This window comes from Bacteroides congonensis, assembly GCF_900130125.1.
Lineage (GTDB): Bacteria > Bacteroidota > Bacteroidia > Bacteroidales > Bacteroidaceae > Bacteroides > Bacteroides congonensis.
In genome coordinates this window covers 1,370,574-1,391,797 of sequence record NZ_FQXY01000011.1, presented here as the reverse complement: position 1 = coordinate 1,391,797, position 21,224 = coordinate 1,370,574, and the positions used below count along the sequence as shown (strand labels likewise).

16 protein-coding genes are annotated in these 21,224 nt (G+C 42.2%); 3 read left to right on the top strand and 13 right to left on the bottom strand.

Going from position 1 to position 21,224, the window contains the following annotated elements:
- Nucleotides 1-10: 10 nt before the first annotated feature.
- The 7 genes from BQ7997_RS23095 to BQ7997_RS23060 form a co-directional block, all read right to left on the bottom strand.
- Nucleotides 11-2,542, bottom strand: a complete 2,532-nt coding sequence (locus BQ7997_RS23095) for a glycerophosphodiester phosphodiesterase family protein (RefSeq protein ID WP_073348207.1) — start codon at nt 2,540-2,542, stop codon at nt 11-13.
- A gap of 21 nt (nt 2,543-2,563) precedes the next feature.
- Complete coding sequence (locus BQ7997_RS23090; RefSeq protein WP_073348206.1) at nt 2,564-3,910, bottom strand: RagB/SusD family nutrient uptake outer membrane protein; 1,347 nt, start codon at nt 3,908-3,910, stop codon at nt 2,564-2,566.
- 12 nt (nt 3,911-3,922) lie between these two features.
- Nucleotides 3,923-7,342 (bottom strand): SusC/RagA family TonB-linked outer membrane protein, encoded by a 3,420-nt coding sequence (locus tag BQ7997_RS23085; RefSeq protein WP_073348205.1) that lies wholly within the window; start codon nt 7,340-7,342, stop codon nt 3,923-3,925.
- A gap of 163 nt (nt 7,343-7,505) precedes the next feature.
- Nucleotides 7,506-8,486 (bottom strand): FecR family protein, encoded by a 981-nt coding sequence (locus BQ7997_RS23080; protein WP_022140079.1) that lies wholly within the window; start codon nt 8,484-8,486, stop codon nt 7,506-7,508.
- A gap of 67 nt (nt 8,487-8,553) precedes the next feature.
- A complete protein-coding gene (locus BQ7997_RS23075; protein WP_073348204.1) occupies nt 8,554-9,150 on the bottom strand; it encodes an RNA polymerase sigma-70 factor in 597 nt (198 codons plus the stop codon).
- 808 nt (nt 9,151-9,958) lie between these two features.
- Nucleotides 9,959-11,227: a porin family protein gene (locus tag BQ7997_RS23065; RefSeq protein WP_073348202.1), complete on the bottom strand. Its 1,269-nt coding sequence runs from the start codon at nt 11,225-11,227 to the stop codon at nt 9,959-9,961.
- Between the two features lie 6 nt (nt 11,228-11,233).
- Nucleotides 11,234-11,782 carry an RNA polymerase sigma factor gene (locus BQ7997_RS23060; RefSeq protein WP_044656479.1) on the bottom strand — a complete coding sequence of 183 codons (549 nt, stop codon included), beginning with the start codon at nt 11,780-11,782 and terminating at the stop codon, nt 11,234-11,236.
- Between the two features lie 176 nt (nt 11,783-11,958).
- Here BQ7997_RS23060 and BQ7997_RS23055 point away from each other — a divergent pair, with 176 nt between their 5' ends.
- Complete coding sequence (locus tag BQ7997_RS23055; protein WP_073348201.1) at nt 11,959-12,678, top strand: NigD1/NigD2 family lipoprotein; 720 nt, start codon at nt 11,959-11,961, stop codon at nt 12,676-12,678.
- 131 nt (nt 12,679-12,809) lie between these two features.
- Here the strand turns inward: BQ7997_RS23055 and BQ7997_RS23050 are convergent, their stop codons facing one another.
- Nucleotides 12,810-13,490 carry an MIP family channel protein gene (locus BQ7997_RS23050; protein ID WP_022140084.1) on the bottom strand — a complete coding sequence of 227 codons (681 nt, stop codon included), beginning with the start codon at nt 13,488-13,490 and terminating at the stop codon, nt 12,810-12,812.
- Nucleotides 13,491-13,615: 125 nt separating this feature from the next.
- Between BQ7997_RS23050 and BQ7997_RS23045 the strand changes: the two genes are divergently transcribed.
- Nucleotides 13,616-14,530, top strand: coding sequence for a DMT family transporter (locus tag BQ7997_RS23045; protein ID WP_044655614.1), 915 nt, complete (start codon nt 13,616-13,618; stop codon nt 14,528-14,530).
- A gap of 51 nt (nt 14,531-14,581) precedes the next feature.
- Here the strand turns inward: BQ7997_RS23045 and BQ7997_RS23040 are convergent, their stop codons facing one another.
- A complete protein-coding gene (locus tag BQ7997_RS23040; protein ID WP_073348200.1) occupies nt 14,582-15,508 on the bottom strand; it encodes a hydrogen peroxide-inducible genes activator in 927 nt (308 codons plus the stop codon).
- Nucleotides 15,509-15,645: 137 nt separating this feature from the next.
- On the opposite strand from BQ7997_RS23040, the gene BQ7997_RS23035 reads away from it, so the two are divergent.
- Nucleotides 15,646-16,122, top strand: coding sequence for a Dps family protein (locus tag BQ7997_RS23035; RefSeq protein ID WP_073348199.1), 477 nt, complete (start codon nt 15,646-15,648; stop codon nt 16,120-16,122).
- Nucleotides 16,123-16,318: 196 nt separating this feature from the next.
- Here BQ7997_RS23035 and BQ7997_RS23030 read toward each other — a convergent pair whose 3' ends face one another.
- The 4 genes from BQ7997_RS23030 to BQ7997_RS23015 are packed head-to-tail and all read right to left on the bottom strand — an operon-like array spanning nt 16,319 to nt 21,218.
- Entirely contained in the window at nt 16,319-17,464 is a 1,146-nt protein-coding gene (locus tag BQ7997_RS23030) for a hypothetical protein (protein WP_139260966.1), read from the bottom strand.
- A gap of 32 nt (nt 17,465-17,496) precedes the next feature.
- Nucleotides 17,497-18,621, bottom strand: a complete 1,125-nt coding sequence (locus tag BQ7997_RS23025; RefSeq protein ID WP_073348197.1) for a DUF1735 and LamG domain-containing protein — start codon at nt 18,619-18,621, stop codon at nt 17,497-17,499.
- Between the two features lie 19 nt (nt 18,622-18,640).
- The gene (locus BQ7997_RS23020) at nt 18,641-19,651 is read right to left on the bottom strand and encodes a glycoside hydrolase family 18 (protein ID WP_235817346.1); all 1,011 of its coding nucleotides are present in this window, start codon (nt 19,649-19,651) and stop codon (nt 18,641-18,643) included.
- Nucleotides 19,617-21,218 (bottom strand): RagB/SusD family nutrient uptake outer membrane protein, encoded by a 1,602-nt coding sequence (locus tag BQ7997_RS23015; RefSeq protein WP_073348196.1) that lies wholly within the window; start codon nt 21,216-21,218, stop codon nt 19,617-19,619. The genes BQ7997_RS23020 and BQ7997_RS23015 overlap by 35 nt, the downstream gene beginning before the upstream one ends.
- Nucleotides 21,219-21,224 lie beyond the last annotated feature (6 nt).

The window sequence follows — 21,224 nt, the reverse complement described above, 5'->3', positions numbered from 1 at the left end:
TTCATTTTTGTCATCTATAGTTTTTGGATTTCAAATACTTGGCTGCCACTTCAGCATAATCGGTCTGTACGATATTAATGCGTTTGTTTATCATGCCTACCAGACCCGAATAGTTGTCCGACAACATGTTCGTATCATTCGCTCCTACGATATTGGAGAATAGAAGCCAGCCTTTGGATTTAATGTCTTCCGTCATCGCTCCCGCAAGAGCATCCGAGGTGGAAAGTTGCATCATTTGCACATTGTCCGTGTAAGATGAAGCAAAATAGGTAATATCATCTGAAGCTTTTGCCATCGGATGCAGTAAGAGACTGCCGTTCGCCGCTTTCAAATCATATGCATAATTACGGTTGTTTGAGACATAGAGCAGAACTTCGTTTTCCATGTCGAGTTTTTTAAGCAATGCCACTATTGTCGCTACGGCAACGTTTTTGTTGACTATATCCAAATTATAATAAACCTTTCCTTTACCTTTTTTCAATGCGTCCTCTAAAGTGGGGATCCGCTCGTTTGTGAGATTCCCCGCTGCATCTTTAAGATAGAACTGCTGTAACTGCTGATAAGAATAATCTCCTACCGCGCCGCTTCCGTTAGTGGTTCTGTCAATCGTATTATCGTGCATCAGTACCAATATTCCGTCAGAAGTGGGACGTGCGTCAAGCTCGATCATTTCTACTCCTGCATTAATCGCATACTCTATGGAAGGCAATGAATTCTCCGGTATGCCATTGTTTATACCTTTCTGCGTGTTCGCCCGATGGGCACAAAGCCAGACCTTGTAGGAACTATCATCAAACAAGTTTTTTAAATCAGTCTTCAGATTCCCTGTAATAGGCAGTTGTCCGCCCGGTTCACCTCCCGGATTCTCTCCCGAACCTCCCAATTGTGCACTGGAGTGACGGCTGTCTTTTCCTTTCATCGGCCATGCCGAAGCTGCACATCCGGTTATACCTTCATCTTCCAAAGCTACCAGGACACTCTTCGATGGATCTACTGTATGAGTAACGCCAATATAGATCGTTCCATCCGGCCCGATGGTAGGCGAACTCCAGATTTTTCCGATACCCGCTTCCCAATTATCTTTTAAAGGAGAATCGCTCTCGCTAATCAATGCGGCCAAGTCTTTTTTCAAGATTAGCTGTTCTTCCGAGGCTTCGGGTTTAATGATATAATAATTACCGGACTGTGTTCCAAAATGAATATTACCGGCCTGGTCGATTGCCGCACATCCACTGACGTCTTCCGGCACACCGTAATGCCATTGAATTACTCCATTAGGAGATAACGCAACGATTCCTCCCGTGGCTTCACCCGGAGCACGTTTTACGGTCACAATGACGCTTCCATCCAAGCCTATCACAACGCCGCCCTGATCCAGCGTCCCTACATTTCCTAACGAAGTACGCCATTTTTCGACCCCGTCACTTCCCACAGCAAATGCGCTGCTTCCTATGCCCGGGAAGGTGGCAATTCCGTATATGGTGCCGGCAGCGTCCACAGCTACGGAAGCATTCATGTTTTCCGCAGGCTTATCATTTCCCGAACTATATATTTGCCATGCCCACATCACATTACCACCTGTATTCAGCGCAGACGCCGACGCTCCGAATAATCCGTTCTTTCCGCCTGACCAAATCAATGTGTTGTTCGCCAATGCCATTCCGGCAGATACTCCGCCCGAAGGGCCGCCGGAATTATCTGCGTTTGCCACATAACCTACTCTGTAACCGGTGCTCTTATCGACAGCAAGCACAGAGCCCGTAGAGCCGCCATTCCCCATATAGATGTGATTCTCTCCAATCGCACAAGTCAGATAATTAATACGAGGTTTGGAAGCCTGTCCTTTATTCCAAAATCCTTTTTCTGCATCTCCGGCAACTACCCATTTCTTTGTTCCATCGGGATTGATGGCGTATACACGCCCTACTTTGCCGCTCGTGTCGCCTGTTCCTACATACACAGTACCGTCCGTATCAATACTCGGAGTGGTATGCGTGTTACCGGACGGAGAATCACCATCGGCAGATGTCCACAAGTCGAATTCCCACAATTGTTCACCGGTAGCGGCCGAGAATTTCCGCAAATAATGGTCATTGGAAGTCATATATACGCTATTATCATCACTGACTGCCGGAGCCGTAGAACGTATTTCGCCCAGTACGTGTGCACCTACCCACTTCAGTTTCACATTGCCGACTTCGGGCAGAGGTTCTGCTTCAATCGTCAGCAATTTATGAGCCATCGCATAATTTCCTTTGCCGTCTTTGACGTGCAAAGTCACTGTATATGCCCCATTCGTTTCATAAGTCACTTTGGGAGCAACTTCCGTTGAAGTCTCCCCATTCCCTAAATCCCATTGGCAGGTATAATTTCCTTCTCCGCCTACTGTCTCATTCGTGATACAGACTTCTTCACCTACATAGTAGGTTGTCTTGTCAAAAGTAAATTTAGCTGTCAGCGCATTTTCCTTCCAATCATCCGAGCATGCCGAAAGTAGCAGCAAACAGATGAAAAACGTTGTAACTATTTTTATATTCTTCATACTTTGTTCTTTCTAAGATAATTAATAGCCTGGATTTTGAGGATAGTTTTCTTCTCCCGCCAAGTCGCGTTCCGACTGGGGAACGGGATAATACATCAGGTAGTTTCTGCCGTTCAAGGAAGAAAACAAGTCCAAACGGTTGGTTCGCTTCAAATCATACCATCGCTGACCTTCCGCATACAGTTCACGGTGACGCTCATCAAGTATCTGGTTCTGAAATTCAGCATCAGTCATGCTTGAGGGCAGCGAAACGGTGGCGTAACGTTTGTTCATAAATTCTTTCAGTGTAGACAGTCCGTTGACAGCTCCCAGTGCTTCTGCTTTTATCAGATACATCTCTGCCACGCGGGTAACTACAATCGGAGTCTGTGACGGTTGTTCATTAGTGACAAACTGACCGGTACTTCCATTCGGAAATTTGATAATGCGGCTATTATCTGCGCCAAACACGGCTTTTGCACGTATATCTTGTTTCTTGACGGCTGTATCATCGTAAAGATGTCCGTAACAGTCGGCAGAGGGAGAATAATCCCAGGTGGGGTCGATGTCGTTCACCGTTTGGTAGAATAGCAGCAGACTTGTGCTGCGCTTGTTGGCTAGCGCAAAGACCAGTTCTTTACTGCTGCTGTTGGAAACAAAGGCATTGGCATAATCAGTTGATGTAGCGCTCAACGCAAAATTTGATTTTGTAATCACTTTGTCGGCATAAGCGGCTGCGTTCGTATAGTCTTTCAAAGACAGGCATACTTTGGCATTCAGTGCGTCACAAGCGCTAAGAGATACATAAAAACGGTCTGTAAACTCTGGCAATAACCCTTCCGCTTTCGTCAAGTCTTCTCTGATAAAACTCCATACTTCTGCTTCGGGAGAGATAGGTACGACATCATAGGTACGTTTGCGCAAGATAGGAGCTCCACCCCAACGAGTGGCTAAATGATAATAAATCAAGGCTCTGAAATAGTATCCCGTACCGCCTGTCTGCTTCACTACCAGGTTTTCTTTATTAGAGGACGCTTCGTATGTTTCGACTAGGAAATTTACTTGCTTCAAGGTGGTGAAGCATTTCTGCCACTGGCTCAAAACCTCTTTGGAACTAGGAGCCATCGACATCGGGTCGTTCATAGAGAAGCCGGGGCCTGCCTTGAAATTCTCGCCTTTTACGTCACCGTCCATATAGAACTTAAATACAAGTTCTTCCATTTCGGCGTACACTCCATTCAATAATTTTTCCAAATCGGATTCGCTCAACATATCTTGAGGTATCTGATCCTTAGGCCGCATATCGTCCAGCATACCTGAACAAGCCGTCATCCACAAAAGGCAAATGCTACACAGCAAATAGTTGATTATAGTATAGTATCGTTTCATACATCTATGTTTTTAAAAGTTTAGATTCAGACCAAAAATAAATGTTCTCAACACGGGTTGCAGACCGAAGTCAACGCCATAATTTGAATCACCCGGACTGCCGGAAAATGATGTTTCGGGATCATAACCGGAATACTTGGTGAGGGTCAGCAGATTATCTGCCGAAACGTAGACTCTTAATGAATTTACACGGAGTTTCTTTACAACTGATTCCGGCAATGTGTAACCCAAGGTTACTGTTTTCAGTTTAAAATAGGAAGCGTCTTCCAAATAACGTGTTGAGGTCTGCACGTTGTAGTCATAATCGTATCCGGTATGTACTCCCATTCGTACAGGACGGGGAATCGTGTTGCTTGTGCCTTCTCCGCGCCAGTATCCGTTGGCTACTTCTTTGCTTACATTAAAGTATTGTTCCACAGATTCGCCCCGGTCGCTTACTTTCACATTCGACAGTGCAAGCCCTAAGTGGTCAGTACCTTCGGAGCCGTTCACTCCCCGCCATGCCGACATCACTTTACCGCCTACCGAGAATTGTCCGAACAGAGACAGGTCGAAACCTTTGTAGGAGAAGTTGGAAGTGATACCTCCGTAAAAGTCCGGGATGGCTTTTCCTACGTTCATCCGGTCGGCATCGGAGATGTCACCGTCTTCGTTATAATCGAAATATTTCACGTCACCGGCACGTACGCCTTTAGCATAAAGTTTTGCAGGCACTTCGTCGTCACGCTGGTAGATGCCTTCCATCTTCAACATATAGAATGTACTGATAGGCTGTCCGTTAATCAATGCGTGCATCGAACCTCCCAAAAGGTTACTTCCGCTACTGGGAACTACATACATATCATTTCCTTCAATCAGGGAAAGTAACTTGTTTTTCACGAAAGAAATGTTTCCTCCCAAATCCCATTTGAATTTTCCGGTAAGGATTTTGCCATTCAAAGCCAACTCAAGTCCTTTATTCTCCAATGAACCGATATTGGACTGCAAAGTGGTATATCCGGTGGTTGCATTGACCGGTTTCTTGAACAGCAGGTCGGTGGTCTTCTGATAGAACATATCCACGTTCAGAGTCAGGCGGGACTGGAACATTTCTATATCAAATCCGATATTGAACTGGCTGGCTTTCTCCCAAGTCAGGGCACGGGCGTCCTGCGAAATCTGGAATCCGGCAGAACCGTTGTAAGAAGCGCCGCCCGCACTGATAAGTGACAGCGGAGCATAATTGCTCACTCCTGCCATGCTTCCTGTCATACCCCAGCTTAGTCTTAACTTGGCGTCATTGACGTATTTGTTTTTCGGGAAGAATCCTTCATTGGATGCCCGCCACGCAAAAGAGGCAGAGGGGAAATAACCGTATCTCTTGTTTTTTGCAAAACGGGAAGAACCGTCACTACGCAATGAGGCATTCAGTATATATTTGTTGTCCCAGTTCAAGGCGATTCGCCCGAAATAGGATTCTAAAGCGTAAGAGGTATAACTGATGTTTCCGGCATAGATATTGGGGCCTGCATTGATTAAATCAAAGTTGGAAGAAGGAAATGCGCCGTTGGCGTAGTTGTCACTCTTTGCGCCGAATTGCTCATAAGTGTATTTCTCAAACGAGTGTCCCAGCATGACGGAATAAATCAGTTTGTTCCATTCATTGTTGTAAGAGAATATGTTGTCTATCACATAGCGGAAACTTTGATCTTTTTGTTCTGCCAATGCTCCCCAACCGCTGCTGTTTTTGCGGGCGTCATGCTTGTCCGACAGTTTCTTAGAGGTGTTATCCAAAATGCCATATACGCTTACGGTCGGTGTATATTTGAATCCTTTGAAGGGGGTGACGTCTATGCTGAACACACCGGATAGTTGATATTTCTTGGCTACCCAGTCTTCTTCATTTATCAGCATTACGGGATTGTGGCGCAGAATATCCGTACCATTCACTTTGTAGGATGTTCCGTCTTCTTTGTAGGGTGAATACCAGGGTTGTTCTTCACGTGCCGTACGCAGGACTTTCAGACTGGTACTTGTTTCTTCCAACAGGTCTGAACGGCTGGCCGAACCTGCCAGATTCATATTCAGTTTGAATAGGTTGTTTATTTTATGTGTGAATTTGGCACGCATATTATATTGGTCATAGCTGCTCTTATTCAGATATCCTTCTTGAGTATTAGCGCCTAAAGAAGCAAAGAAGGTGGTCTTTTCATTTCCACCGGAGATGCTGATGGAGCCGGTACCTGTTTTTGAGTTCTTTCTTGATATTTCTTTCACCCAATTGGTTTCCTGAATATGGGAAGGAACATATAATTGAAGGTTGGCCCCCATTTGTACATTGTAATTATCAATAGCGGCTTGCATGGTGTTCATATATTCCGTTGAATTGGCCATTTCAATGTCGCTGGCCAGATAGGCGAATCCGTAGCGGCCGGACACTTCTATCTTTGTCTTGCCTTGCTGACCTGATTTGGTGGTTATCAACACGACTCCGGCATTGGCACGCGAACCATAGATGGCAGCGGCGGAAGCGTCTTTCAAGACTTCCATGCTCTCAATGTCATTCGGATTCAGGTTGGGATATTTTTCGCTCGGGATACCATCGACCACATAAAGTGGCGAGCTTCCCCCGCTGACGGAACCGATACCACGAACGGTTACATTAGGTGTCTCGCCGGGAGTGCCGGAAGCAGAAGAGATATTGACGCCTGCTACACGTCCTTGCAGCATTTTAATCGGATTATAGTCATTACCTTGATCTATATTTTCCATTTTTACTTTACTGATAGAAGTTGTAACCAGTTTTTGTGACTGGACTCCGTAGCCGACAACAACGACTTCGTCTATCATTTTACTGTCTTCCTGAAGTACGACTTTCACTAATGATTGGCCTGTGGTAGCAATATCAACTGTCTTATACCCTATGTAAGAGATTGTCAATATACCTTTTTCCGGTACATCTGCCAATGTGAATTTTCCATCGAAATCTGTTATCGTTCCATGTGACTCGCCTTTGACCACAATGCTCGCTCCGATAATAGGTTCTCCTTTTTCATCTATAACGGTGCCTGTTACTTTTTTAGTTATAGATTTGTCCTGGGCTTTGCGAATCAATACAATCACATTGTCTTGCTCTTTCTTATACGCCAAATCCATTCCTCCTAAAAGTTGTTGCATGGTTTGAGCAATCGTTGCATCTTTCACATTGAGTGATACTTTCCGGTTTAACTCCGGAAGGCTCTCATTGTAGAAGAACTTGTAATTGCTTACTTGCTCGATTTTCTTTAAAGAGGCTCTCAAAGAAATGTCTTTCACGCTTACTGTTATTTGGGAATAAGCGGCAAAAGATACGCTTAGAAACAATAGCAGACATAGAGCCCGCAGTGTTTTCCAGTTCTTACTTCTCCCCACGTTTGTTTGAGGGAGCTTTTCAAAGGTTGTTTTGTGCTTCATATATCAAAACTTTTAAGTTGTTTGATAGGTATACAGACTGCTATACCCGCCCGTCCAATCGCCTATCAGACTTTAACTCTCGTTAACTTATTCGATACCGGAAATAAAAAAGCCATTCCTTTAGTAATGGGCTGCGGAATGGCTTTATTTTATATTTTACTTACTATTTCTCTTTCAAAACTATCACCGAACCGTCCATTTCATAATAGAAAGGTGAAGTGAGCATGAGAATATTCAGCGCATTCTGTATGCCACCGCCCGGTATGGTTCCGGTGAAATATTCATTAGGCAGTTTACTGGAATCAAAACGGATTTCTACGTCATAAATACGTGAAAGGGTTTTCATGATATTTTCCAAAGATTCTTTCTCGAAATAGATATTTCCTTTCGTCCATTCAATGTAGTCATTCGGATGTACTTGGGCGGTTGTTATCTTATGAGTGACTTTATTATATTCTATTTTGTCACCAGGCTTCATGATATGCGATGTTTGCTGCGCATAGACGCCAACTTTTCCTTCCAACAGAACGACTGTCACGTCTTTGGCATCTTCATAGGCTGATACGTTGAAAGAAGTACCAAGTACTTTCACTTCCAAATCGCCGACCTGCACAATAAAGGCATGTTTTTCATCATGGGCTACTTTGAAATAGGCTTCACCATTCAGTTGCACACGACGCACTTTTTCTCCGAAGTTATTCAGATAGCTTAGTTGCGAAGCCGAATTGAGAACGACATTCGTTCCGTCAGGCAGTTCGATGGTTGCTTTGTCGCCTTTATTGGCTTTTACTACAAAGGGGGCTCCTGCTGTTGGGGAAGAATCTATAAGATAGTAGGTAAAGAAGGCGATACAAATGGGTAAAACGATGGCGGCTGCCCATTTCCAGGGATTCATGCGGATGGTATTTGGCTTCTCTTCGCCCTGGATTTTCCCTTCGCCCTGGGTTTCTTCTTTGATACGGGCAAAGAGTTTGTCACGCAGCACCGGATTAATATCTGCACTCGATTTGGAAAATTCCTCTTCCCACCAGTTCTGTAAGCGGCGGTCGTTCTTTATCCAATCGGAGAGTTCTTTAATCTCAGCATCCGTTATATTTCCTTCGAAATACTTTTCAATCAGTTCCTTATAATATATCTTATCCATCTTCTTTCCTGCTTATTTACAAGTATACATTTTCATCCTGTCTACTATCCAAAAAGGTGTATTACAATTACATTTCATTAACAAAAAAGGCGAGCAAAAGCGCAATTACCTTATCATAATGCTTCATCAACTGTTCACGCATAAACTTCACAGCCAACGATAATTGTGTGGCGACTGTGCTTTCGGAAATCCCCATCATCCCGGCAATTTCCTTATTCGTATAGTTCTGACGCTTGCTCAAGATAAAGATTTTCTTTCGCTGTGCCGGTAATTCCTCTGCCAATGAGTCGATATAGTCGTTCAAGAAACGCAGGTCAATATCGTCTTCTGTCTGCGAGTCACGGTCTACCCCACTTTTCAACAGATATTCATTGTAAACATATTCAACGGTCTGACGCTGATACATATTCATCAGCAGATTCTTGGCTATCGTACAGAGAAAAGATATGAATGAAGCGTCGGAATCTACTTTTGCACGCACTTCCCATATACGGATAAAAGTAGATTGCACCACTTCTTCAGCCATATATTGATCGCCGGAAGATAGCCGCATAATGAAATTGTACAGTTTGCCACTATACATCGTATATAACTTTTCAAATGCCTGAAAAGAACCTTCCTTTAACTTGATTAATAAAAGTTTTTCAGCAGTAGAGTCAATCATATTTTAGAGTTTTGCGACAAAGGTATGTTACTGTTGGTCTGAAACAGGTGACAATATTATTAATATTTTCTCAATTATCCGATTTTTCGGGAAGGTTTCTGCATATATTTCTTTTTCCTAAAGTCCAAAAATCGTTAATTAACTTCCCGGATTATCCAATGTTCTATCAGCATACAAGGATATTTTCCTATCTTTGCAATAGGATTACGTTATCAAGGAAAAAATGTAATTTTAAGATTAAATAGAATGGGTAATATCAAAACAAAACAAAAGAATATTTCTTCTCAAAAGCAGAAGAATAAAATCAATCCCTCAAAAATTGATGACGGGAAAAAGTTTGTATTGTCTGATGTATCCAAAGAAGAACTAAATAAAAGAAGGATTCCAGTATATCCTTACCTCCTCTAAATAATGCAGTATCTATGCAATAAAGTTCTATCAGAAAAATCATAGATTATCTCATAATAAGTATAGGATAATGACCAATACTTTCGAGCCGAGAAAAATTATTAATACCTGTATTAATATAATGCTCTCTATCTACGAAAAAAATTCCAAAGCTTCATTTGGTTTTATTGGAGCCAACGGTTTTAATGAAGATACGAAGTGTACCAAAAGATACAGAGTCTATTCAAGAATTGTAGCAACCTACTTTAGCGACAGAGTTTTCTATCACAAAGAAAATATAGAGAAGAGTGCATACATGCTCATCAACAATATAGCACTAAAAGAAAATCCCGACTTGATTCAACAAATCGAGAATTTCTTTATTAACCAATATGATTATTTTGAATAACTATTATTCGAATTAATAAGTCAAACGGATACCTGCCTGTATATTGAAGTTGAACGGATTCTCTTTACGTATAGTCTGAATGTCCGAACCATCATCGAAATAATAAGCGACACCCGGCTCTACATAGATACCGACACGTTTGGTAGCATTCAACTGTGCACCTACCGCACCGGACACGGAGAATTGCATAGGTTTCACCGTTTCCTTTTCGGAACCGAGCTTTCCATACACGCATTTCTCAACCATACCGCCACCGGATACATAAAGAGTAACGAGCTTCTTATCAAGGAAGTTCCAGTTGGCACGCAACGGAATACCGATATAGTGAAGTTTCTGTTCTATCTGATGGTCGTCATTCGCCAATTTAGCGTCAGAAGAAAGGAGCGTATAAGTCAGACCGGACTCGAGAGAGAAGCCTTTGCCCAAGGCTTTACGGACGGATAATCCGAAAGAGATGGGTTGATGATGTTTAATATCGACTACCTGTTTGGCCTGGCGCAAGTAAGGTACTCCGTCCTCAAAGACCAAAGTCTGGTCGTTGGGAATCTCCATCAAACCATTGGATACAGAAAGCATACTGACGCGGGACATATAAGGATACGCGCCCGAACCTACTTCTGAAGAAGCACCACCCGAATTCCCTACTCCAAGTCCCATTGACCATGTCCCTTTCCGGGAAGATGGTTTCTCAGTCGGGATATGATATTTATCTCTGCCGGAAGGACGGCGCGGTCTGTTACCCGCAGTCGGTCGTTCCGTATCTTTCGTCTGAGTCTGAGTTTGACCGGCATTTGTTTCTTCGGTCGGTTCTCCCTCATTGATGACTGTTCCGGGTTCTTTTTCTTCTACTACAAGTGCCGGCTCATCTTTCACGGCGGGTTCATCTACCGGCATCTTATGTTCCGTAATATTCCGGTCTACTTTTGCCAACCGGTTTTCACGGGCAACGGGACGCAGGACAGGTTCGACGGAAGTTCCTTGTATATCCGGTTGTTGCACGCCCGGCAAGACATCGGGGGTAGAAGCCAATGCCGGTGTTTGTATATGACGCATTTCATCCGCGGCAGGTGTCCCCAGGAAATACAGGCTTACTGACGAAACAACAGCTAACAATATAACAGCCGCAGCCGCCATCATCCATTTTCGATAAGGATATATCTTCCTCTCCACGGGGGGCATAAGCTCTTTCTCCAGTTGTTCCCAACCGGAAGCAGGTGTCGGCTCGGAATAATCCGCGAGCTTCTCCTTCAACTTATTCATCCACAATTCTTTCTCTTCCATCTCTATCTATCCATTATGCATTATCCATTCTTTTACTCTTTTTGCCAATACCGTCTTCGCGCGAAACAGTTGCGAAGCCGAAGATTTCTCATTAATACCTAATACCTGAGCGATTTCTTTGTGTGATTTGTCCTCGAAAGTATAAAGGTTGAACACTGTGCGATACCCGGCAGGCAGTTCTTCGATAAACTGCATCAACACTTTTTGGGGTATCGCCTCTACATCAGAAGCATCCGGCTCTTCATATTCTTCGGGCAACTCTTCCAATGACGCTGCCTGATTGATTACATCATTCTTCCGGAGATACTGCAAAGCGGTGTTGACTACCACCCGCTCCATCCAGGCCCGCAGGGAGCCTTCACCCCGCCAGGTGAACTTGTCGAAAGAGTCGAATATCTTTATAAAACTATCGTGTAGCAGATCCTGGGCCGTATCACGGTCGCCGGTATAGCGCAGACAGATGCCAAGCATACGCCCCGCATACTGCTCATACAGTTCCTTGCGGGCCCGGTTGTTTCCTTGCCTGCATTGTTCCGACAACTCTAATTCTTCCATTCGCTTATACACGTGTTTACCTTATAAATGCAGCAAAGATAGAAATACTGCATAGAGAGAACAACTCTTTTGCCACTTTTGTTTCTTTAACAGATGCAGATGCAATATTCTTGGTTATCGTGCATTTTCTGAATACAAAGCAGTAATATTAATCAATCTAAAACCTAGTTTATTATATGAAGAAATTTAAATTCATTGCCTTTATCTTTGCTATTATGACCACAATGCCGATTTTCCAGTCTTGTCTGGACGACGATGACAGTCCGTCCGACCTATTGGTTATCAGCACAATAAATATGATCAGCCAGGATAGCAAGGATTTTTATTTCACCTTGGATGATGGAAAGAAGATGTATCCGAGTAACGGACAAGGATGGAATGGTGCAGATTTTGCGGACGGACAGCGTGCCTTTGTCATGTTCAACGAGTTAGAAGAACCGGTGGGCGGATATGACTACAATGTGCAGGTTAAGCAAATCAAGGAAATTCTGACCAAGGATATCGTCACCATGGATGATGAAGAAAATACGAAAGAAAAAATAGGAGACGATAAAATCAACGCTACCTATATGTGGATTAATAAGGATAAGAAATATCTGACTATTGAATTCCAATATTATGGCACGCACAGCGAAGATAAGAAGCATTTCCTGAATTTGGTTATCAATAATCCTGTGCCGGCTCCTACTGCGGACGAAGAGGATGCGGAAGATGAATATATCAACCTGGAATTCCGTCACAACAGTGAAGGGGATTATCCACAGACTTTAGGCGAAGGGTATGTGTCCTTCAAACTGGATGAGATCAAAGAACAGATGGAAGGAAAGAAAGGACTAAGAATCCGTGTTAATACTCTATATGGCGGAATAAAAACATATGAAGTGAAATTTCCCTAATCTGCTAATCTAATGTGAAAGACACTCTTTTTTAATATTATATATTAATTACGCAAAAGAGGGCGGTAGTTGTGAAACTCCCGCCCTTCTTACTTTTATACTTCGCTATTTTATCCTCTTGAAAAGAAAGTTTATTTCTTATCTCCCAAATAATTCCATACGCCCGCGCTCAAAGCTGCTCCGACAAACGGGGCAATGATGAACAACCACAACTGTGAAAGGGCTTCTCCACCCTGGAACAATGCCGGAGCAATACTACGTGCCGGATTGACAGATGTACCTGTGATGGGAATACATACGATATGCACCAGTACTAAGGTAAGACCGATGGCGAGTCCGGCAAGATTGCCTGCGCCTTTTTTCGGGTCGGTAGAACCTAAGACTACTAATACAAAAATGAATGTAAACACTGCTTCGGCAATAAATGCTTGCAGCATTTCTCCTTCACCAAAACCGTTCGAACCTGTTGCCGTCGGGCCATCGTGAGCTCCGGTAGACACCAAAGCATAAAGAATAGCCGAGCCGATAATAGCTCCTATCACTTGGAAAACCATATACATCCCTGCGTCTTTTCCATTCATACGTCCACTCAGGAATACTCCTAATGTAATGGCAGGATTAATGTGACAGCCCGAAATACCACCGATAGCATATGCCATTGCCACTACGGACAAACCAAAAGCTAAAGCCACACCGATCGTTCCCACGCCAGCGCCTACTGTATCGGCCAAACCACCTGCAAAGACGGCACTACCACATCCCATAAGGACGAGCACCATCGTTCCAATCATTTCTGCAATGTACTTTTTCATAACTAATCAAAAATTTATTAATGTATTATTTTTCAAAAATAAATAATTTACTGCGGAAATCAAAGTCTATATGTATAATTATGACTAACTTTGCGGCATTTTTCGAATATAGAAAATTACACCGAATGAAAAAAGGACTTTTTTATGCCATATTGGCCTCTGTTTTATGGGCTATAGTCAATCCATTTATCAAACAGGGACTGAGCTACGATTTTACTCCGATGAACTTTGCCGGAATCCGTTTTACTACCGTGGGGATCATTCTCTTCGCCTATACCTGGCACAAAGGGATGTGGAAGGAAATACGTCAGCACAGCAGATTGTTTATGAACCTGATTCTTATCAATATGTTTATGGGATACACGGCTTTCTACTTCGGCGTGGATTTTGTGAGCGGGGCTATCTCATCCATTATCATGGGGATGACTCCGCTTATCAATGTGTTACTGGCACATCTGCTTGCTAGTAATGACAGGCTGAATATCCATAAAATAATAAGTCTTGTAGTCAGCCTCATCGGCTTGTTCCTTATTATAGGAATGGGAAGTGACGGCGCACCGCTCGATTGGAAGGGAATCACAGGTATTGTGTTATTGCTGCTTAGTATTATTTTTCAAGGGTATTCCGCCATCTCCGTTTCGGAAGATAAGGGAAAGGTGAATCCTATTTTCCTGAATGCTGTGCAGATGTTCTTCGGTGGTCTGCTGATATATATGGTAGGACTGGGTACGGAAGGTTATCATTCATTTATCGGAAAACCGGGCGGATTTTATATCAGTCTTGGTATTCTGGTGTTTATTTCTGTTTTTGCTTTCAGCTTTTGGTTTATCGCTCTGCAAAGTAAGGGAGCGAAGGTCAGCGATATTAATATGTGCAGGCTGATTAATCCGATTCTCGGTGCGGTATTGAGTTGGATTATGCTCCCTGACGAATATCCGACATTCAGTACGGTGGCAGGAATGATTATTATCGTCAGCTCCCTGATTATTTATTTCAAAGGAGCTGAGATAGGTCAATGGTTCAAGAAGATTAGAGCATAAAAGGAATCCGGACGGGTTATAAGAAACATTGCATGGACTACAAGCATGGAGTTACAATAAACATTGGATAGACTGTAAAGTCAGCATTTCTTTAGGTACCGCCGCTTTTATCTCTTCTTTCAGCACGCAGAGAAGGCTGTGACGCACGAAATCTTTGCTTGTAGCCAGTACAACCTGACGCGTCGGACGCGGGATGGCGAACGGGCGTACTAATTTCCGTTGTTCTTCTGTCAACTGGGATACTGCCAGTTCGGGAATAAAGGTGATTCCTTTTCCGCTTTCCACCATGCGCATAAAGGTTTCCATACTTCCCAGGCGATAAGCCATCTGATTGACTTTCACAGCTTCCATCTGGCAGAAACGGACGAGTTGGTCACGGAAACAATGTCCTTCGTCCAGTAGCCAAAGGCGTTCACCGGTTATATCGGAAGTGCGGATAAGGTCATGTTTGAAAGAGGGTTCTTTCTTGGATACATAAGCGTAAAACTGCTCATAAAACAGTGTTTCTTCTGTAAGGAACGTATCTTCCAGTTTACTGGCTATGATTCCTGCATCCAAATCCCCGGCATGCAATGCTTGTTGGACGTCTTGGGTCTTCATTTCCGTAACTCTGATATCCAGTTCGGGATACTTCTCCATTAGTTGCGGAAAGAAGCGCGGAAGCAGATAGGGTGCAATTGTCGGCAATACTCCCAAACGGAATACGCCGGATAATGATTGCTTTTCTTCACTGATAATTTCCTTTACCTGTGCTGCTTGCGCCAGAATCACACGAGCCTGATCTATTATTTTTTGCCCGATAGCTGTCGGACAAACAGGTTGCATTGTCCGGTCAAACAGCTTCACTCCCAGTTCATCTTCCAGTTTCTGAATCATGGCGCTCAATGTAGGTTGCGTCACCCGGCAGTGTTCCGCTGCGCGGGCAAAGTGCCGGAACTGGTCAACGGCTAATATGTATTCCAATTGTTGTATTGTCATCTATCAAATTGTTTGATGTTATAGATTGTATCTATGCAAAGATAGAAATTTTCAGTTTGACAGCAAGCACTTTTCGCCTTATCTTTGTCGTACAGAAAAAAAGAAAATTAATATAAATCATTAAAAACAATAAGATTATGAAGACTTTAGAATTTATCAAATTGAACGAATCAGGAGCAAACAACGTAGTAACATCTTTGCAACAACTATTAGCTGACTTCCAAGTGTATTACACCAATCTTCGCGGTTTCCACTGGAATATCAAAGGACACAACTTCTTCGTTCTCCACAGCCAGTTCGAAAAGATGTATGACGACACTGCCGAAAAGGTGGACGAAATCGCAGAACGTATCTTGATGTTGGGCGGCACTCCTGCCAATAAGTTCAGTGATTATCTGAAAGTTGCCGGTATCAATGAAGTGGACAAGGTAAGTAATGGAGATGAAGCACTGAACAGCATCCTTCAATCTATCAGTTATCTGATCGGTGAAGAACGCAAGATTCTGTCTATTGCTTCACAAGCCGGAGACGAGGTAACCGTTTCGATGATGAGCGATTATCTGAAAGAACAGGAAAAGTTGGTTTGGATGTTGGTGGCTTATAATAGCAAGTAATTTAGAAAAAAGGTTTAGGTTTTAAGTGAAGAAAGAGAGGATACTCCTGTTAGAAGGAATATTCTCTCTTTTCCATACATCTTCCTTTCGTATCTGTACTTCTCCTAAAGAAAACACTCTCGCTACAAAATACCAGTAGCGAGAGTGAATCTTAAAATCAAGATTTTAAAGAACTATCTTATCCTAAACAATCTTCTTACTGTATACCCAATCTGAAATCTCCCACTTGCAATGCACTGTTCGGATTAAATACCCAACCAGTAAATTCTACTTTCACATATTGGTATTCAGATTCTTTAACGGGCAGTAATTGGGCTGTTTCAATATTTGTGTAATCAAGATCTATTTTTTCCGCAATTACCTTATAGTCAACATTATCATTACTTCCCAACACACGGATATAACGCAAATGTACCCCAGTCACACCTGTATTACCAAAGCGATTCTTCCATTCGATTACATTAAATAACTTCGGTTCTTTCATATCTACAACAAAATAAAGCAGATGGTCTGCAGGAGTAGCACAGTCACCATAATCCTTACCCGGCTTTATCAGTGACAAGAAAGTCTCTCCTTTACCGTCCAGAATATCCTCCGGTTTTCCAGTTTCATTATCCGGAGCATAATTAGTACCTGTTGTTTCATAGAAGATTGAAGTACCTACCGTCCAAGTATCCCGACAGTACCAAGGCGTTGTTGTTATATTAAGCTCTGTTTCAACCCCGCTATTATCATTAGCAGCTATTCCAATGACTGCTGTGCCTTGAGCCAAGACCTTGAGTATGCCATTCTCTAATGAAACAACATCTTCACCTTCTTTTATAGTATATGACAAGGTTTTGTCAGTTGCCCCTTCCGGAAGTACGGTAACATTGGAATTCAAGTCATAAACAGCTCCCAGTTCCAAAGTCAACCCATCGACACCACCGGGAATCACAATGTCAGCAACTTTAGCAGTTACAAATATGTTACATGTTTTCTGCAGCTGTATTACATTATACTTATCTACCATCCAAATGCTAAGTTCAGCTTCACCACTGGCTACACTAGTGATTACACCATCCATGTCTACAGTAAAAATTTTCTCATTACCAGAACGGAATCTGAAAGAAAAATCTTCCATACTCCCCGCATTTTCAGGAATGCCATTAATCCGCAAAGTAGTAGTAGCACCAATTGCATCAAGCACAATCGTTCCTTCTTCATTCATCAATTCACTACTGACAGCAATATCAGTAAACGGATTTTCGGTGATATCCGTGAAAGCCGTCTCTTCATCGTCACCACAAGCAGTACATAAGGCTACTGTGGCAAACATAAAATATAATAATAGTTTTTTCATACTTTATTAATTACATAGTTAATAACTATCCATTATTCCGGGCAACGTACTCCTTCAGTCCAATTCAGAGTTCTGCTAATATCCCAGCCATTACCAGTCCAGTCCTTAATTACAGCACCACCACCTTCATTGAATCTCCAATAGGCAACCATATCCTGATAATAATCAGGAGAAATGTAACACATGTTATTTTGAATTTCATTCTGTGTTAAAGCCCTCTTCCACACACGAACCTCACTTATAGATCCATCCAAATAACGGGAGTTCACAGAAGAACCAATACAGAATCTACGTTTATCTGTGTTTCCACACAAGATAACAGGACCGCGTGGCGCATCTACTTGTCCATCCAATTCACCATTTACATATAATTTAATCGTAGAACCATCAAATACAACTGCAAGATGATACCATTTATCAACTTCAAATTCAGTCTTTCCTGTCACTGGAAAACCGCCACCAGCCAATTGTATCTGATTCGGCTTAATAGTCGTATCTCCAAATCGCAATAAGAACTCTTCTTCTACCCCCATTACCGTACTAATAAACGGACTACTAGAAGCAAATTTATTAACCTTGACTCTTGCTTCCATTGTCACTTGCGGAACAGCTGCCAATGAAGGATCGCTTTCAAAAGGAAGCTGCATATTCGTTCTAGAAAGATTAGCAGCATTGACAACCATCACCTGATTTAATACAAGATAAACCGTCCGGGAAGAATCTAATACAGGCATACCACCCGTTACATCTGTAATGGTTAAAGGCACACAATAGGTAACCCCTTCTTCAAAATTAGAAGCTCTCAACAAAGAAAAAATCAATTGCTCTGAAATATTCTCACCCGCTTTCAATACAATTTCATCATTAGATAACATGTAGTCTTTAGTCGGGACCATTTTATATTTCTTCCCATACAACGCATTGTACCCCTCGAGTTTATCCTGATCTACCCGTACTCTTATGATCTGATCGCTCGTAACCTGGCAAGAAGCAGAGACTGTCACTCCAATTTCAGCCGGCCCATCTATCGTATACTTAACGGCAGGAGAATCTTCTGTACCGGTAAAATACAAAACATCTTTGAATGTTTCTACATTCGTACAAGCTGACAATATACCAACCCAAAATATAGTTAATAATAAGTATTTCGCCTTCATATATTTTTTGTTTTAGAGATTATTTCTTTGCGGGATTCATGATTTGAATGGCCTCACGAAGATATTTATATTCAACATCGGTATGATTATACTCATACTCCATGTGGTAACTTCCCACACCGCCTTTATGTTGTCCTTCTGTTATATTATTCGGTTGCCAACGTGCCATACCGATCAGCGATGGAATAACTCCTAACTCCGGATCAGAATACTTATCTCCTCCTGTAGCCCAGTGATCTTCAAAGTTTTCCGTCACTATAAATCTGTCGGGAGCCAAATATTTACTGACTGTATTAAAACGATTCTGTAACGATGTCGGTGATTTAGTATTATATGCCTGCGCAACCGCATAATCAGCATATTCCCAGCCTTCTTCCGTTATTTTCTCAACAAATCCATCCACACAAATAAGTTTATCTTCCCCCAGATTCGAACGCATTTCTCTTAATAATGTAGTCATATTCACGGCATTATTAAACAAATCACTCCCACTACATTCATGATCAAAATCAATGCCGTCATATCCATATTTAAAGATACTATCTGCCAGCGCTTTGGCTGCGGCCGGAATATTTTCGGCTATATTCTCAAAATTGCCCGGAAAGTTTGCCATATTATGAGAAAATATAGTAAATGTCACTCTTGTTCCGTGCACTTCTTGTATATAACGCAAATCCTCCATTTGAGATGGCGTCAAGCTATGCCATGTTCCCCAGATAGATACTACATCTACACTATCAGGCAAATTACGCAAATATTTAACAGGAGATGTCCCGGTTGCTTTCCAACCTCCAAACCATCCAAAAGCCATTTGATGTTTCGTTTTTTTATAAGCTCTCAGATTCTCATAATATTGGGCATCCCGCTCTAACGGCACCTGAAGAGGAATATTTTCTATTTCTGTATCACATGCCACCCATACAGTAGCTAATACGAAAAAACAAAATATTTTATTAATTATTTTATTCATAGTAATCAAATTAAATATACAATAATTATTTTTTATCCCACCATAACTTAACTTTTCCATAGTCAGTGCCACCAAGAAAATCTGTCACTGCTTTATTTACCTCTGTCGTATTAGTATCATACTCTGTAGATGGAAATGGAATACGACGTGGCCCGGAGCTTTCTACTTGACCTGCACTGGCATTTGTTCCATACAAACTAAATAGCTTGGGATAACCGGTACGACGGTGTTCACTCCATGCTTCCTGACCTTCCGGAAACATAGCAATCCACTTTTGAGTGATAATACGTTCCAACTTCTTATCATCACTATCATTTTTATTCCATGCAATAGTAATCGTAGATGCAGCAGCCACACTTCCAGAAGTTCCGGCTGGTGCAGTAAACCGCACAGGCTTATAAGTATCTCCTCTCGTCAAGTAATCATCCAAAGCAACACCCCACTGTTCGAAAGATTTCGTAATACCTGCGTTGTATAATTCTTCAACTTCACCACCCATATCCCAGCCGTGAAGTTTTCCTTCTGCACGCAAAAAGTAGATTTCCGCAGCACACATCCACTGGACTGGCGTTTCAGCAAATACGTTCGGAGAAGATAGCTTTAAATAATTCTTCTTATCCGTCACATTCACTCCTAACCGGGCACCATGAAATTTATCACCGGCTTCCCCATATTCAGATTGCTGAAAGTATTTAGAAAGTCGAGGGTCACTATATCCTTTCATTATAGACTCAATATCAGCCCCCATACGTGTATCCGAATAACTATCCCAACAAATCTTCAAAGGATGGAATACTGAGATTCCGTTTCCAGACTGCAACAAGGCATTTTCAGCATTTTCTGTAATTACTCCGGCTTTTGTGGCTTCTTCCGCTAATTTCTGTGATGTTTTTCCATTTACTTCAAATCCATTCACATAATATGTACGCATAGCCAAACGCAGTTTCAACGAATTGGCAAATTTCAACCATTTAGTAAAATCACCTCCATACACAAGATCATATTTACTTAAAGGTTTACTACCCGGATGAATAGCGATATAGTCCTGTAACTCCGCTATAGCTTCATCTAAATCAATAAAGAATGATTTATATATCTCTTCCTGCGAGTCATAAGGAGTTTCCAATCCCCCATGGCCAAATTGTAAATAAGGCAAAGGACCATACATATCTGTTACACGATGCATGGCTGCTACCTTCAAGATTTGTGCAACGGCATAAGCCTCCGGGAATTTATCCTTCCCATTATCCCTGATTTGCTTCCAGGCAGGCATTACTTTCGTGAACACTACGTCAAAAGCGACATCATTCCATTTATCATATCGCAAGTTGTAATGAACAGCAGAACTCGTCCCCCATGTCCCAATTGGAGTCATATAGCCGGAATGCATATCACCACACAAATTTTGAGCACGTTGAAATTCATTAGCATCCACATCACTGGTCGGTATCACATCCATCTGCATAGCGGGAAAGAAGTTTCCAATCTTCATCAGCCCAACCAACATTTCTTCAGGAACCTCATTTGGATTGGTATTCCATTCTTTATAATTGTCTGTACAGGAAGTGATCAGCACAGCTACTCCCAATGCACACATTGCATGTCTTATTTTTCCTAGTCTTTTCATTGTATT

Coding starts and splice junctions, on each gene's coding strand:
- BQ7997_RS23095 (WP_073348207.1), bottom strand. CDS start 2,542: ATGAAGAATATAAAAATAGTTACAACGTTTTTCATCTGTTTGCTGCTA.
- BQ7997_RS23090 (WP_073348206.1), bottom strand. CDS start 3,910: ATGAAACGATACTATACTATAATCAACTATTTGCTGTGTAGCATTTGC.
- BQ7997_RS23085 (WP_073348205.1), bottom strand. CDS start 7,342: ATGAAGCACAAAACAACCTTTGAAAAGCTCCCTCAAACAAACGTGGGG.
- BQ7997_RS23080 (WP_022140079.1), bottom strand. CDS start 8,486: ATGGATAAGATATATTATAAGGAACTGATTGAAAAGTATTTCGAAGGA.
- BQ7997_RS23075 (WP_073348204.1), bottom strand. CDS start 9,150: ATGATTGACTCTACTGCTGAAAAACTTTTATTAATCAAGTTAAAGGAA.
- BQ7997_RS23065 (WP_073348202.1), bottom strand. CDS start 11,227: ATGGAAGAGAAAGAATTGTGGATGAATAAGTTGAAGGAGAAGCTCGCG.
- BQ7997_RS23060 (WP_044656479.1), bottom strand. CDS start 11,782: ATGGAAGAATTAGAGTTGTCGGAACAATGCAGGCAAGGAAACAACCGG.
- BQ7997_RS23055 (WP_073348201.1), top strand. CDS start 11,959: ATGAAGAAATTTAAATTCATTGCCTTTATCTTTGCTATTATGACCACA.
- BQ7997_RS23050 (WP_022140084.1), bottom strand. CDS start 13,490: ATGAAAAAGTACATTGCAGAAATGATTGGAACGATGGTGCTCGTCCTT.
- BQ7997_RS23045 (WP_044655614.1), top strand. CDS start 13,616: ATGAAAAAAGGACTTTTTTATGCCATATTGGCCTCTGTTTTATGGGCT.
- BQ7997_RS23040 (WP_073348200.1), bottom strand. CDS start 15,508: ATGACAATACAACAATTGGAATACATATTAGCCGTTGACCAGTTCCGG.
- BQ7997_RS23035 (WP_073348199.1), top strand. CDS start 15,646: ATGAAGACTTTAGAATTTATCAAATTGAACGAATCAGGAGCAAACAAC.
- BQ7997_RS23030 (WP_139260966.1), bottom strand. CDS start 17,464: ATGAAAAAACTATTATTATATTTTATGTTTGCCACAGTAGCCTTATGT.
- BQ7997_RS23025 (WP_073348197.1), bottom strand. CDS start 18,621: ATGAAGGCGAAATACTTATTATTAACTATATTTTGGGTTGGTATATTG.
- BQ7997_RS23020 (WP_235817346.1), bottom strand. CDS start 19,651: ATGGAAAAGTTAAGTTATGGTGGGATAAAAAATAATTATTGTATATTT.
- BQ7997_RS23015 (WP_073348196.1), bottom strand. CDS start 21,218: ATGAAAAGACTAGGAAAAATAAGACATGCAATGTGTGCATTGGGAGTA.